Raw genomic sequence first — 14,638 nt, 5'->3', positions numbered from 1 at the left:
ATAATTTTAATTGTTTAAGACAAAATTATTTCATGGTTTTATTTGATGAAGTCTGTTTTATGATTATTTGCAATATTTTAGATGATAAACGATAATTATTTGATATTAAAGAAAAATTTAATGGCTTTGTTTTTATATAAATTTGTTCAGATCAAATGATACAATATTGATAAAAGTAACTAACTAAAAAAAATTAATTAGTTAAATCATAAGCATATGATGTAAGTTTTATTGGCAAAAATAACATTAAATATCGCTATAATATTCGGTAAGTAATAGTATTTTGTGATATATTTTATGAGTTAAACTATTAAATAAAAAATTACAAAAAATGGCAATATTTTTATGAAAGAACTTATATTATTGCTTGCTAATGAAAAAGCAACAATAGCTTTAGGGCATCGTTTAGCTCATCTTTGTAAGCAACGTTTTATTCTTTATTTATATGGCGATTTGGGCGCAGGGAAAACGACTTTTAGTCGCGGTTTTTTGCAAGGATTAGGTTACCAAGGACATGTAAAAAGTCCAACTTACACGTTAGTTGAATCGTATTTATTAGTTCCTAATCCCGTTTACCATTTTGATTTATATCGTTTAACTGATCCTGAAGAGCTTGAATTTATGGGTATCCGTGATTATTTTGATTGGCAGGCCATATGTTTAGTGGAATGGCCAAAGAAAGGTGAAGGAATATTACCATCCGCTGATCTCGAACTCTATCTATCATATGACAATAATGGAAGACAAGCACGTTTTGTCGCGTTATCAACATATGGGGAAATGTTATTAGAAAAATTGTCGTAATAGGAATACTAATCATGATGACGACTTCGATGATTAATATAATAAAAAGATGGCAAATTCATGTATTTCTTTTATTAATGACAATGATATTACTTAACAACTTATTGTTGTCTAGTGCACAGGCTGCTACTTTATTCAATATTCACGTCAATGATAATTTATCCGAAGCAAAAGTCATTTTACGCTTTGCTGGAGGTAATCCAGAGTACCACTTTTTTCCACTCCATGAACCTGAGCGTTTAGTTATCGATTTTCGTCAATCTGATCCGGTAGCTGGATTACCAATGAAGTTTATAAATAATAATTTAGTTCAAGGGGTTCGTACTAGTCAGCCACCGAATAGTCAGTATCAACGTATTGTTATAGAACTGGCAAATGCAGTGACAGCAAGTGCGGTGGTTAAACAAATAAATCAGCATTATCAAATAGTTTTTACATTAAAGAATAGTCGTGCTGGCGCGTCACAGTCTCAGATATTTCAGCCAGCAAATGAAGTAACCAATAAATCGCTAGCAATTAATTCAAAAACAGAGAAAAAGTTAGTCAATTACTCTCCGACCCCCGTAATATATAAAAATTTACCTAAAGGAACCCGGCAAGTTGTCGTGGCAATTGATGCTGGGCATGGTGGTAAAGATCCAGGTGCAATTGGGCAAAATGGTCATCGAGAAAAAAATATAACAATGAGTATCGCGCGTAAATTAGAAAACTATTTAAAGACAGATCCGATGTTTAAGCCCGTGATGACTCGCAATGGCGATTATTTTATTTCTGTAGCGGGTCGTTCAGAAGTGGCGCGACAAAAAGCAGCTGATATGCTCGTTTCAATTCATGCTGATGCAGCACCTAATAATCGTGCTCGAGGTGCTTCTGTTTGGGTTCTTTCCAATCGAAGAGCGAATAGTGAATTGGGTAATTGGCTTGAACAACATGAGAAGCAATCTGAATTATTAGGTGGTGCAGGTGATGCGTTAGCTAATGGCTCAGATCCATATCTTAGCCAAGCTGTTTTAGACTTGCAATTTGGCAATTCCCAGCGTGTAGGTTATGCTGTTGCGGTAAAAGTACTGAGAGAATTAAATAAAATTGGTAATATCCATAAATATGATCCGGAACATGCTAGTCTTGGTGTACTCCGTTCTCCTGACATTCCCTCTATTCTTGTGGAAACCGGTTTTATTAGTAATATTTCTGAAGAACGTCTTTTAGTTTCCGATGATTATCAGGAACGTTTGGCGATAGCTATTCATCAAGGTTTACGCAATTATTTTACCCAGCACCCCCTACAAGCAGCGCCAAAATGATGGAATACGACAGAGGTCATTATGTCAGCAATACAAATTCTTTCTCCTCAGTTAGCTAATCAAATTGCTGCAGGTGAAGTTGTTGAACGTCCATCATCGGTTGTGAAAGAGTTAGTCGAAAATAGTCTTGATGCTGGCGCCAGTCGTATTGATATAGAAATTGAGCGTGGTGGTGCAAAGCTTATCCGTATCCATGATAATGGTAGTGGTATTGCCAAAGAAGATTTAACCTTAGCGTTAGAGCGACACGCTACCAGCAAAATAGCTACGCTAGAAGATCTCGCCGCTATTAAGAGTATGGGATTTAGAGGAGAAGCGCTAGCTAGTATTAGTTCAGTTTCTCGTTTAATACTAACTTCACGCGTCGAGACACAAACAGAAGCCTGGCAAGCTTATGCTGAAGGGCGTGAGATGAATGTTACGCTAAAACCTGCTGCTCACCCAATAGGAACAACAGTTGAAGTTCTTGATCTGTTTTATAATACTCCAGCTCGACGTAAATTTTTACGTACAGAGAAGACCGAATTTAGCCATATTGATGAGGTGGTACGTAGAATCGCTTTAGCGCGTTTCGATGTTGCAATCAACTTGCATCATAATGGTAAATTAGTTCGCCAGTATCGTGCGACAAAGAGTGAAGAGCAATATGAACGACGTCTGGCTGCAATTTGTGGCAGCACTTTTATACAAAATGCGCTGAAATTAGGTTGGCAACATGGTGATTTAGCAATTAAAGGTTGGATAACTAATCCCGATTTAGGTAAGACTGTTGAAATTCAATACTGTTATGTTAATGGCCGCATGATGCGTGATCGATTAATTAATCATGCCATTCGCCAGGCCTATGCTGATCGTCAGCCAGATGAGCAGCAAGCTGCTTATGTTCTTTATTTAACGATTGATCCTAGTCAGGTTGATGTTAATGTTCATCCAGCTAAACAGGAAGTCCGTTTTCACCAAGCAAGATTGGTGCATGATTTTATCTATCAGGGTGTGAACACGCTACTAAGCCAACAACAAAAACAATTTAATCAAGTGACTATTGATTTAAAACAAGAAAGTCATCCTGTTTTAGGATTGCAAAATAGGTTAGCTGCGGGTGAAAATTTTTTTGCCTCAGATAATCCAAAACAGGATTTAGTTGTTGAAGAGCAAAAAGCGCAAGTAATAACAGAATTAAGGGCGTGTAACCAAATTTCGCCATCTGAAACGACATCATTTTCTTGCTACAATAATGGAAAAATAACCCAAAAAACTTATAACAAAAAACAGGGTGAGCTTTATCAGCAATTGATGCAAAATGAAGCATGTGAACAAGAAAAAATCCCACTTTTTCCAGAGCGGAAACCCATAAAAACTGAAAAATTAGCAGTAAAATCGGTATTTGTTGAAAAAAATGATAAAAATTATACATTTGGTAAAATACTAACAATTTACTCTAAAAATTTCGCATTTATTGAATCATCATTTGGAATAGGTTTGTTATCATTAGCGGAAGCTGAGCGATATTTGAAACGAAGTCAATTAATTCCTACTGATAAAGGATTAAAATCTCAGCCGTTACTTATACCAATAAAACTCGCATTAACAGAAAAGGAAATTGAAACTTTTTATCGAGTAAAGGTATTATTAAGTACATTAGGTTTTGATATCAATATTTCTCATAATAAAGCAACAATTAGTGCTGTATCTTGTCCCTTGAGATCGCAAAATTTGGCTGAATTATTTCCAAAACTGTTGAAATATCTTGCTCAAAATACTTCTTGTCAGGTGAAGGAATTAGTTGTTTGGTTAGCAGATTATTTAGTGAATGAAAAACAAGTGTGGACGGTTGCACAAGGGGTACAGTTACTAGCGGATCTTGAGCGGGCTCACCCTGAATTAGTTAAAGAACCACCGAAAACATTACTACAACTAATTGATTTTGAATCGGTGATAACGGCTTTAACTCATGAGTAAAAAAATTTTTCAACCTAAACCGCAAGCGATTTTTATAATGGGGCCTACGGCGTCGGGAAAGACAGCATTGGCAATGGCATTGTGTCAAAAATTACCCGTTGAAATAATTAGTGTAGATTCTGCATTAATTTATCGAGATATGAATATAGGAACAGCGAAACCAACACTGGAAGAGCAACAAATTGCGCCACACCGATTGATTGACATTTTGGATCCGTCACAGTCTTATTCTGTGGCAGACTTTCGTCGTGATGCTTTAGCAGAAATGGAAAAAATAGTCGCTTCAGGTCGTATTCCCTTACTCGTTGGAGGGACTATGCTATATTTTAAAGCGTTACTAGATGGGTTGTCACCCTTACCTTCAGCCGATGTTACAATTCGGGCAGAAATTGAATTGCAAGCGAAGCAATCGGGTTGGGGGGCAATTCATAAACGTTTACAAGAGGTTGATCCTATATCGGCAGCTAGAATCCATCCTAATGATCCGCAACGATTGTCTCGTGCCTTGGAGGTTTTTTTAGTTTCTGGAAAGAGCCTGACAGAATTGACTGAAATTGTAGAAGCAGAATTACCATATAATGTGTTACAGTTTGCGATTTCACCGCAAGATCGTAAAATTCTTCATCAACGTATCGAGATGCGTTTTCTACAAATGTTGAATGCGGGTTTTGAGGATGAAGTTAGCGCTCTTTATGCTAGGGGGGATCTCCATCAAGATCTACCTGCTATTCGTTCTGTTGGTTATCGTCAGATGTGGTCATATTTGTCTGGTGAAATCAACTATGATGAAATGGTTTATCGTGGTATATGTGCAACACGTCAATTGGCTAAACGTCAAATTACATGGTTAAAAGGATGGAAAAACGTGCATAGACTCGATAGCGATGATATTAAGGGAGCACTTAACACAATATTGCATCTTATTAGTGCATAGGTTTGCTATTTATGTACAATTGGTGGTAAAGGCACAATTTTTTGAGTAGTTAATTTTTTCGAACCATAAAGGTTCTTAGTTAAAAACAACAAAATAAGGAAAATAGAGAATGGCTAAGGGGCAATCTTTGCAAGATCCGTTCCTAAACGCGTTACGTCGTGAAAGGGTTCCGGTTTCCATTTATTTGGTCAATGGCATCAAATTACAAGGTCAAATCGAATCATTTGATCAATTTGTTATTTTACTGAAAAACACAGTAAGCCAAATGGTATATAAGCATGCTATTTCTACTGTAGTACCTTCTCGTCCTGTATCTCACCATAGTAATCAAGGGGGTAATACAGGCCTAGGTAATTACAATACAGGCAATGTGGCAGTTCCACAGGATAGTGATGCGACTGAATAATACAGTTAATTATTTGAACAAAAAAATACAGATAAAGGGAACTTTATCTGTATTTTGCCTGTTTGATATTTTTTAAGTCTAAGGAGTTGTGCTTTTGTTTGATAGACATGAAGGTGGGGAATTAGCTGTTCTTGTGCATGTTTTTTTCGCAAATGAAAAAGATACTGAAAACCTCATTGAATTTGAATCATTAGTCATCTCTGCGGGCATTAAGCCAGTACAGATAATCACAGGTAATCGCAAATCACCCCAGGCTAAATATTTTGTTGGCGAGGGTAAAGCGGAAGAAATCGCGGCAGCCGTTAAAGTTAGTAATGCCGATGTGGTTCTTTTTGACCATACTTTAAGCCCTGCACAGGAAAGAAATCTTGAGCGATTATGTCAGTGTCGAGTTATTGATCGTACGGGTTTAATTTTAGATATATTTGCACAGCGCGCTCGAACCCATGAAGGTAAACTACAAGTTGAATTAGCTCAGTTAAGGCATATTTCTACCCGTTTGGTACGTGGTTGGACTCATCTTGAGCGACAAAAAGGCGGGATCGGCCTGCGTGGACCTGGTGAAACTCAACTTGAAACGGATCGTCGATTGATCCGAGGTAAAATTCGGCAAATCCTTTCTCGATTGGCAAAGGTTGAAAAGCAGAGAGAGCAGGGTAGACAAGCTAGAACTAAAGCGGGTATTCCCACCATATCATTGGTAGGTTACACTAATGCAGGCAAGTCTAGTCTGTTTAATCAAATGACAAAGTCTGAAGTATATGCTGCAGATCAATTATTTGCGACGTTAGATCCTACATTACGGCGTATTGATATAGATGATGTTGGAGCGATAGTATTGGCCGATACTGTCGGTTTTATTCGTCATCTTCCTCATGATCTTGTTGCGGCATTTAAAGCAACATTGCAGGAAACACGTGAAGCCAGTTTATTATTACATGTTGTCGATGCTGTGGATAACCGTATGGAAGAAAATATCCAAGCAGTTGAAAGTGTATTAGAAGAAATTGAGGCTAATGAAATTCCAGCACTGTTAGTCATGAATAAAATTGACATGTTGAATGGATTTATCCCCCGTATTGATCGAGATGAGAATAATGTCCCTATTCGGGTCTGGCTTTCAGCCCAAACCGGCGAAGGAATTCCATTATTATTACAGGCGCTAACAGAACGTCTTTCTGGTGAAATTGCACATTATGAATTGCGTTTACCGCCAGAAGCGGGTCGTTTACGCAGTCGGTTTTATCAACTTCAGGCAATCGAGTATGAAGAAATGGATATAGATGGCAGTATCATGCTTGCAGTGAAGCTGCCTATTGTTGACTGGCAAAGACTTTGTAAGCAAGAACAACCTTTGCTTGAGTACATTGTTAAGTCAACACATTGAATGTGGTCAATAAATTGAATAAATTAAGAGTAAATATTTTACTCTTAGCCCAGAAAAACCAATCATAACGAATGGAGCTATAACATGGCGTGGAATCAGCCCGGTAATAACGGACAGGACCGCGACCCGTGGGGAAGCAGCAATAGCGGCAACTCCAGTGGTAATAAAGGTAATCGGAAAAAAGGGACAACTGATCTTGATGATCTGTTCCGCAAGTTAAGTCGCAAACTTGGTGGTTTAGGTGGGAATAATAAAGATAGAAATGGTTCGAGTAATCCAAATGGCATCAATATAAACGGTCGTTTTATCGCAATTATTATGGCAGCAATTGTTATTATTTGGGCTGCAAGTGGTTTTTATACGATAAAAGAGAGTGATCGTGGCGTGGTATTTCGTTTTGGTAAATATAGCCATACTGTTGAACCAGGTTTAAATTGGAAGCCGAATTTTATTGAAAAAGTCATTCCGGTTAATGTGGAAACCATACGTGAACAAGCGACTAGTGGTATGATGTTAACTTCGGATGAAAATGTTATTCAAGTAGAAATGAATGTCCAGTATCGAGTAACAGATCCTGCTCAATATTTATTTAATGTTACTAACCCCGATAACAGTTTACGTCAGGCAATAGATAGCGCAGTACGTGGAATTATTGGTCAATCAGCAATGGAACAGGTGCTGACGACGAAACGTGCTTTTATCCGTGATGAAACACAAAAAGAGTTAGAAAATACGATAAGACCTTATAATATGGGTATAACGATATTAGATGTTAACTTCCAAGCTGCTCGTCCACCGGAAGCGGTTAAAGCGGCATTTGATGATGTTATTGCAGCACGAGAAGAAGAGCAGAAGACTATTCGTGAAGCGCAAGCTTATCGTAATGAAGTCCTACCATTAGCAAAAGGGAATGCGCAGAAATTGATTGAAGAAGCGACCGCTTATAAGTCAAGTGTGGTTTTCAAGGCTGAAGGTGAAGTAGCCAGTTTTGCCAAAATGTTGCCGGAATATAGAGCGGCTCCTCAAATTACTCGAGAACGTTTATATATTGAGACGATGGAGCGGGTACTAGGTAATACGCGTAAGGTCATTGTTAACGACAAGAGCAATAGTATGTTAGTGTTGCCGTTAGAACAAATTCTACGCAATGGAAGCAAAAATAATGCCGCAGATGTACAAAAAATAACGCCACCAAAAGTTATTCAGCAATCGGATATTTCTACTGAATCGCCTTACTCGTATAGCTATGGTACGCGGGATAATGCTCGGGGCAGTAATTCAGCTCGTGTAGGGAGACAATAATCATGCGTAAATCAGTGATTGTTATTATTGTTGCTGCATTAGTTGTGTTGTATATATCAATTTTCACAGTTCAACAGACAGAGAGAGGCATCATTCTACGCTTTGGTAAGGTTGTACGTGATGGTGACAATAAACCTATTATTTATGAGCCAGGTTTGAATCTCAAAATACCATTTATTGAAACGGTAAAAATGTTGGATGCTCGTATTCAGACATTGGATGTTCAGGCAGATCGCTATCTGACTAGAGAAAATAAAGATTTAATGGTTGATTCTTATTTAAAATGGCGAATTACTGATTTTAGTCGTTACTATGTTGCGACCGGTGGCGGTAATCCTTATCAAGCTGAAACCTTACTAAAACGTAAATTTAGTGATCGCCTGCGTTCAGAATTTGGCCGTTTAAATGTGAAAGATATTATTACCGATTCTCGCGGACGCTTAACCGTCGATGTACGTGATGCACTTAATAAAGGTTCAGATACTGAAGCGACAAAAGAGGCTGATCAGGCTATTGCCTCGGCAGCAGCCCGTTTTGATAAAGAGATAAAAGGTAATTTGCCAGTTGTGAATCCAAACAGCATGGCGGCATTAGGGATTGAAGTTGTCGATGTGCGTATCAAACGTATTGAATTGCCAAGTGAAGTTTCGGAAGCGATATATCAGCGTATGCGTGCTGAACGAGAGGCTGTAGCGCGTCAGCATCGTTCACAAGGTCAAGAAGAAGCAGTGAAGATCCGTGCTGCAGCAGATAAAACTGTGACTGAAACATTGGCAGAAGCGGAGCGCACTGCGTTGAGATTACGTGGTGAAGGCGATGCGATGGCGACTAAGCTATTTGCTGATGCATTTAATCAATATCCTGATTTCTATGCTTTTATCCGTAGTTTGCGGGCATACGAGAAGAGTTTTAGTAAAAATGGTGATGATGTGATGGTATTAAGCCCAGATACAGATTTTTTCCGTTATATGCGAGCACCAACTAAACAAAGAGCGGTACAGTGATTATTTAAAAGATAAGCAAAATGATTGCTAAATGACTCTGGATAAGCCCGCATTAGGCGGGCTTTAATCTGTTAAGATTGTGATGAAAAGAGGTATTGGTGTTATAAAAATTGCTGGCAGCTAATGTTTGAAATGGTAGAATTCTTTTTTAAGCAATCGAGTGAATTTTGAAATGGGTAAAAACGTTGTCGTATTAGGTACTCAGTGGGGTGACGAAGGTAAAGGCAAAATCGTCGATTTACTAACTGAACGCGCTAAGTATGTTGTTCGTTATCAAGGTGGCCATAATGCTGGTCATACTCTTGTGGTAAATGGTGAAAAAACTGTACTCCATCTTATCCCATCGGGTATTCTGCGTGAAAATGTCATAAGCGTCATTGGCAATGGTGTCGTGTTAGCACCTGATGCATTAATGGATGAAATGAAAAAATTGGAAGCGCGCGGCGTGCCAGTGCGTGAACGTCTCAAAATTTCAGCAGCTTGTCCATTAATCTTGCCCTACCATGTTGCTTTAGATAACGCGCGTGAAAAAGCGCGCGGCGCGAAAGCGATAGGCACGACCGGCCGGGGCATTGGACCGGCTTATGAAGATAAAGTTGCTCGCCGTGGAATACGCGTTGGTGATCTGTTTAATAAAAAAACGTTTCCAGTCAAACTTAAAGAAATTGTTGATTACCATAATTTTCAATTAGTGAATTATTATAAAGCGCCTGCAATTGATTACCAAAAAACATTAGATGATATTATGGTTATTGCCGATATTTTGACGGCGATGACCGTTGATGTTGCTGATTTGTTGTATAAAGCGCATCAAAAAGGCGAATTAGTGATGTATGAAGGGGCACAGGGAACATTGCTGGATATTGATCATGGAACCTATCCCTATGTGACTTCATCAAACACAACGGCGGGTGGTGTTGCTACTGGCTCTGGCTTAGGTCCATGCTATATTGATTATGTTTTAGGAATATTGAAAGCTTATTCTACCCGTGTTGGTGGAGGGCCTTTCCCAACCGAGTTATCCGATGAAACGGGCGAATATCTGCGTGAAAAAGGGCAGGAATTTGGTGCAACAACCGGTCGTTGCCGCCGTACTGGCTGGTTAGATATTGTTGCTATTAACCGAGCTGTTCAAATCAATTCACTTTCTGGTTTCTGTTTAACTAAATTAGATGTATTAGATGGTTTGGATGAAGTCAAACTTTGTATTGCTTATCGCAAACCAGATGGGACTGAATTGACAATAACACCATTAGCGGCAGAGGAATGGGAAGGTTTAGAGCCGATATATGAAACGTTACCAGGCTGGAGTGAAAGTACTTTTGGGGTAAAAGAACATAATCAATTACCTAAAGCAGCAATTGATTATATTAAACGGATTGAGGAATTAACTGGCATCCCGATAGATATTATTTCGACCGGGCCTGATCGGGCTGAAACAATGATATTACAAGATCCTTTTGATGCATAATTTTACCCCTAAATAATATCGCTTAATGAGTGACGCCTGAACATTCAGGCGTTATTTTTATATCGATTAATTCATGTTACCGAATTTACTGAGCAATTTTGCTCAATAGAGTGAAAATTTACATAATAGATATAACCAAATGAATTAATGTCAAAAAAGTGTCCTTCCATTTTTGTTTTATAACCAGAGGTTGATGTGCAGTTAACAAGTTTTACAGATTATGGCTTAAGAGCATTGATTTATATGGCGTCATTACCTAAGGATAAAATGACTAATATTACTGAAGTCACTAATGTTTACGGTGTCTCACGTAACCATATGGTAAAAATTATTAATCAATTAAGCCGAGTTGGACTTGTTGCTGCGGTGAGAGGGAAAAATGGGGGTATTTATTTAGGCAAGCCAGCTGATCAGATCCGGATCGGTGAGGTTGTTCGTCTGTTAGAGCCCCTGGCATTAGTCAATTGCGGTAGCGATTACTGCCATATTACCTCTGCTTGTCGATTAAAACAGATATTAAATCAAGCGATTGATCATTTTTTAAATGAATTAGATAAATATACACTGGCTGATCTAATAAAAAATAACGAGCCACTGTATAAGTTACTGTTAAAATAAACAATAGACCTAATATATTTGTAGGTATATTAATCGATATAGTTGCGGAGGTGGGTGATGGCAAAAGATCCATATAAAGACCGAGAGGCTGAGAAATATCATTCACCAATTGCAAGTCGTGAATATATCTTAGAGGTATTAGCAAAATTTACTACACCTGTGAGTCGACAGGAAATCGCCCGAATATTAAAGTTAACCAAAGAAGAAGAGTTAGAGGCCTTGCGTCGCCGTTTACGTGCTATGGAACGTGATGGACAATTGGTATTTACTCGTCGTCAATGTTATGCCTTACCTGAGCGCCTTGATTTACTCAAAGGTTCTGTTATTGGTCATCGTGATGGTTTTGGTTTTTTACGCGTAGAAGGGCAGAAAGAAGATTTTTACCTTTCTTTGGAAGAAATGAGAAAAGCGCTGCATGGTGATGTTGTGCTTGCTCAACCATTGGGCAAAGATCGGCGTGGACGTACAGAAGTTCGCATTGTTCGAGTGCTTGTTCCACGCAATAATCATATTGTAGGACGTTATTTTTTAGAATCAGGCATGGGATATGTAGTTCCTGATGATAGTCGACTATCTTTTGACATTTTGATCCCTAGAGAACAGGTTAACGGTGCCAGGATGGGAAATGTGGTTGTCGTTGAGATGATAACCCGGCCAGCACGCCATATTCAAGCAGTAGGCAATATTGTTGAAGTATTAGGCGAAAGCATGGGTACTAACATGGCGGTAGAGATTGCATTAAGAACCTATGAAATCCCTTATCATTGGCCGCCACAAGTTGAAAAACAAGTTGCTGATTTATCCGAACAGATCCCTGCGTCAGCAAAAAAAGGGCGAGTAGATTTATGTCATCTACCTTTAGTCACGATTGATGGTGAAGATGCCCGGGATTTTGATGATGCAGTTTATTGTATGCCGAAAGAAGACGGTGGTTGGTGCTTGTGGGTCGCAATTGCAGATGTTAGTTATTATGTACGACCACAAACGGCTTTGGATAGTGAAGCGGTTAGTCGGGGAAACTCAGTCTATTTTCCATCACGGGTGATCCCCATGTTGCCTGAAATTCTTTCTAATGGATTATGTTCATTAAACCCTGAAGTCGAAAGACTATGCATGGTATGTGAGATGCAGTTATCGGCGGGGGGGCAAATTACTTCATCTAAATTCTATGAAGCCGTAATGCGTTCTCATGCCAGATTGACTTATACCAAAGTCTGGAAAATTTTACAGGGTGATGAACAATTACGTCAACATTATCAAGAGCTAGTGCCACATCTAGAACAACTTCATCGATTATATCAAGCGTTAGATAGCGCGCGCGTGAAACGAGGGGCTATCTCCTTTGAATCTGAAGAAGCAAAATTTATTTTTAATGCAGAAAAACGCATTGAGCGGATAGAGCCGGTTGAACGTAATGATGCGCATAAATTAATTGAAGAATGTATGATTTTAGCCAATATCGCTGCTGCACGTTTTGTTGAGCGGAATAAAGAACCTAGCTTGTATCGTGTCCATGATAGGCCTAAACAAGAGAGTATTGTAAACTTACGAACGGTATTTAGTGAATTGGGCTTAACATTACCAGGAGGAATGAAACCACAGCCGGCTGATTATGCTAAAATCATGGACGAAGTCGCTGAACGTCCGGATCATGAATTGCTGCAAACAATGATTTTGCGTTCAATGAAACAGGCTATTTATGATCCTGAAAATAGAGGACATTTTGGCTTAGCATTGAAATCTTATGCCCATTTCACTTCACCAATTCGTCGTTATCCTGATTTAGCCCTACATCGTTCGATTAAATATCTTTTATCTACACAACATGGAAACAATCAACATCGCTCGACGCCAACCGGTGGTTGGCATGCTGATACCCATGAAATGTTGCAATTAGGTGAACATTGTTCAATGACAGAACGGCGTGCTGATGAAGCAACGAGAGATGTTGCTGATTGGTTGAAATGTGATTTTATGCAAGATCACGTTGGCAATGTGTTTACTGGCATTATTACCAGTGTCACCGGTTTTGGTTTTTTTGTCCGTTTAAAAGATCTTTTTATTGATGGTTTGGTGCATATCTCTTCACTGAATAATGATTACTATCGCTACGATAATGTAGGACAACGACTTATTGGTGAGTCTTCGGGCATGGTTTATCGCCTTGGTGATGAAGTTGAAATTAGCGTTGAAGCGGTACATATGGATGAACGCAAGATCGATTTCGCGTTGATATCAACTTTACGCAAGGCAAAAAATCCAGGTAAGACAACAAAAGAAAAAGCCAAAAAGCAATTTAAAAAAGCAATTTCAACTAATGGCCAGCTAGATCACAGCCAAGACAAAAATTTTGAATCTAATAGTGCATTTGTTAAACCTAATAAGAAAGGCAGCAAGAACGCTAAAAAAGCAGATAAGAAAGGGAAAAAGGTTTCTGATAAGAGCACAAAAATTGCTGCAAAATTGAAAGCAAAAAAGGTGCGTAAAAAAGCACAAAAAAAATCTTAGTTATTTTTATTAATGATTTTTTTTATTGGCCATGGTTGACTATCTTTAAGCGTTATTTAAGTAATTGATAAATTTATGAGTGAAATTATTTATGGTATTCATGCAGTGCGTGCACTGTTGGAACGCGATCCTTTGCGTTTAAAACAAGTTTATATACTCAAAGGGCGTGAAGATAAACGTTTATTGCCGATTATTCATCAGCTTGAAAAATTGGGGATTATCATCCAGTTAGCTAATCGTCAATGGATGGATAGGCAGACAGAAAACGCTGTTCATCAAGGTATTATTGCCGAGGTAAAGCCTGGGCGACAATATCAAGAGAGTGATTTAGATATTATTATTTCTCAGGTGCCATCACCCTTTTTGCTTATATTAGATGGTATTACCGATCCACATAACTTAGGTGCTTGTTTACGTAGTGCAGAAGCCGCCGGTATTGATGCGGTTATTGTGCCAAAGGATAAATCTGCTCAGCTTAATGCTACCGCTAAGAAAGTTGCCTGTGGCGCAGCAGAGAGTGTGCCATTAATTCGGGTTACCAATCTTGCGCGGACGTTACGTCAATTGCAGCAGCATATCTGGATTGTTGGTACCGCAGGTGAAGCCAATCATACGTTATATGAGAGTAAATTAACCGGGGCTATTGCATTGGTGATGGGCGCAGAAGGTGAAGGTATGCGTCGATTAACAAGGGAACATTGCGATGAACTGATTAGTATTCCAATGGCAGGAGTGGTTTCGTCTCTAAATGTTTCTGTTGCGACGGGTGTTTGTTTGTTTGAAGCAGTACGTCAACGGCGTAGTCAGTGAGAAAAACGCCAGATCATTGATAATCTTGGCAGATTACCGGCCTCAATTCAATATGCGACAAGTGATGATTTAATCTAATACTTGAGTTTTAACTAAAGGATAGGTATAGTTACGCGTCAATTTTTCAGCCG

Annotated in this window: 12 protein-coding genes; all 12 read left to right on the top strand. The window is 38.8% G+C overall.

The window, feature by feature from the left end:
• Positions 1 to 345: 345 nt before the first annotated feature.
• The 12 genes from tsaE to rlmB all read left to right on the top strand — a co-directional run bounded on the left by tsaE (position 346) and on the right by rlmB (position 14,507).
• Positions 346 to 804 carry a tRNA (adenosine(37)-N6)-threonylcarbamoyltransferase complex ATPase subunit type 1 TsaE gene (gene tsaE, locus G468_RS0103130; RefSeq protein WP_026821867.1) on the top strand — a complete coding sequence of 153 codons (459 nt, stop codon included), beginning with the start codon at positions 346 to 348 and terminating at the stop codon, positions 802 to 804.
• Positions 805 to 818: 14 nt separating this feature from the next.
• Positions 819 to 2,108 carry an N-acetylmuramoyl-L-alanine amidase gene (locus G468_RS0103125; RefSeq protein WP_026821866.1) on the top strand — a complete coding sequence of 430 codons (1,290 nt, stop codon included), beginning with the start codon at positions 819 to 821 and terminating at the stop codon, positions 2,106 to 2,108.
• A 21-nt stretch (positions 2,109 to 2,129) separates the two neighbouring features.
• Positions 2,130 to 4,067, top strand: coding sequence for a DNA mismatch repair endonuclease MutL (gene mutL, locus G468_RS0103120; protein ID WP_034249235.1), 1,938 nt, complete (start codon positions 2,130 to 2,132; stop codon positions 4,065 to 4,067).
• Positions 4,060 to 5,001, top strand: coding sequence for a tRNA (adenosine(37)-N6)-dimethylallyltransferase MiaA (miaA, locus tag G468_RS0103115; protein ID WP_026821864.1), 942 nt, complete (start codon positions 4,060 to 4,062; stop codon positions 4,999 to 5,001). Before mutL ends, miaA begins: the two co-directional genes overlap by 8 nt.
• A gap of 109 nt (positions 5,002 to 5,110) precedes the next feature.
• A complete protein-coding gene (hfq, locus tag G468_RS0103110; RefSeq protein ID WP_026821863.1) occupies positions 5,111 to 5,407 on the top strand; it encodes an RNA chaperone Hfq in 297 nt (98 codons plus the stop codon).
• A 94-nt stretch (positions 5,408 to 5,501) separates the two neighbouring features.
• Positions 5,502 to 6,794, top strand: a complete 1,293-nt coding sequence (gene hflX / locus G468_RS0103105; RefSeq protein WP_026821862.1) for a ribosome rescue GTPase HflX — start codon at positions 5,502 to 5,504, stop codon at positions 6,792 to 6,794.
• An 84-nt stretch (positions 6,795 to 6,878) separates the two neighbouring features.
• The gene (hflK, locus tag G468_RS0103100; protein ID WP_026821861.1) at positions 6,879 to 8,096 is read left to right on the top strand and encodes an FtsH protease activity modulator HflK; all 1,218 of its coding nucleotides are present in this window, start codon (positions 6,879 to 6,881) and stop codon (positions 8,094 to 8,096) included.
• A gap of 2 nt (positions 8,097 to 8,098) precedes the next feature.
• Positions 8,099 to 9,100 carry a protease modulator HflC gene (hflC, locus tag G468_RS0103095; RefSeq protein ID WP_026821860.1) on the top strand — a complete coding sequence of 334 codons (1,002 nt, stop codon included), beginning with the start codon at positions 8,099 to 8,101 and terminating at the stop codon, positions 9,098 to 9,100.
• Between the two features lie 172 nt (positions 9,101 to 9,272).
• The gene (locus G468_RS0103090) at positions 9,273 to 10,571 is read left to right on the top strand and encodes an adenylosuccinate synthase (protein WP_026821859.1); all 1,299 of its coding nucleotides are present in this window, start codon (positions 9,273 to 9,275) and stop codon (positions 10,569 to 10,571) included.
• A gap of 195 nt (positions 10,572 to 10,766) precedes the next feature.
• Positions 10,767 to 11,189 carry a nitric oxide-sensing transcriptional repressor NsrR gene (gene nsrR / locus G468_RS0103085; protein WP_026821858.1) on the top strand — a complete coding sequence of 141 codons (423 nt, stop codon included), beginning with the start codon at positions 10,767 to 10,769 and terminating at the stop codon, positions 11,187 to 11,189.
• A gap of 57 nt (positions 11,190 to 11,246) precedes the next feature.
• On the top strand, positions 11,247 to 13,697 hold the full coding sequence (gene rnr, locus G468_RS0103080) for a ribonuclease R (protein ID WP_026821857.1): 2,451 nt from the start codon (positions 11,247 to 11,249) through the stop codon (positions 13,695 to 13,697).
• Between the two features lie 75 nt (positions 13,698 to 13,772).
• The gene (gene rlmB, locus G468_RS0103075) at positions 13,773 to 14,507 is read left to right on the top strand and encodes a 23S rRNA (guanosine(2251)-2'-O)-methyltransferase RlmB (RefSeq protein WP_026821856.1); all 735 of its coding nucleotides are present in this window, start codon (positions 13,773 to 13,775) and stop codon (positions 14,505 to 14,507) included.
• Positions 14,508 to 14,638: the final 131 nt, after the last annotated feature.

Source organism: Arsenophonus nasoniae DSM 15247 (assembly GCF_000429565.1).
GTDB lineage: Bacteria > Pseudomonadota > Gammaproteobacteria > Enterobacterales > Enterobacteriaceae > Arsenophonus > Arsenophonus nasoniae.
The sequence above is the reverse complement of the archived record's forward strand: the minus strand, read 5'-3'. Positions and strand labels throughout refer to the sequence as shown.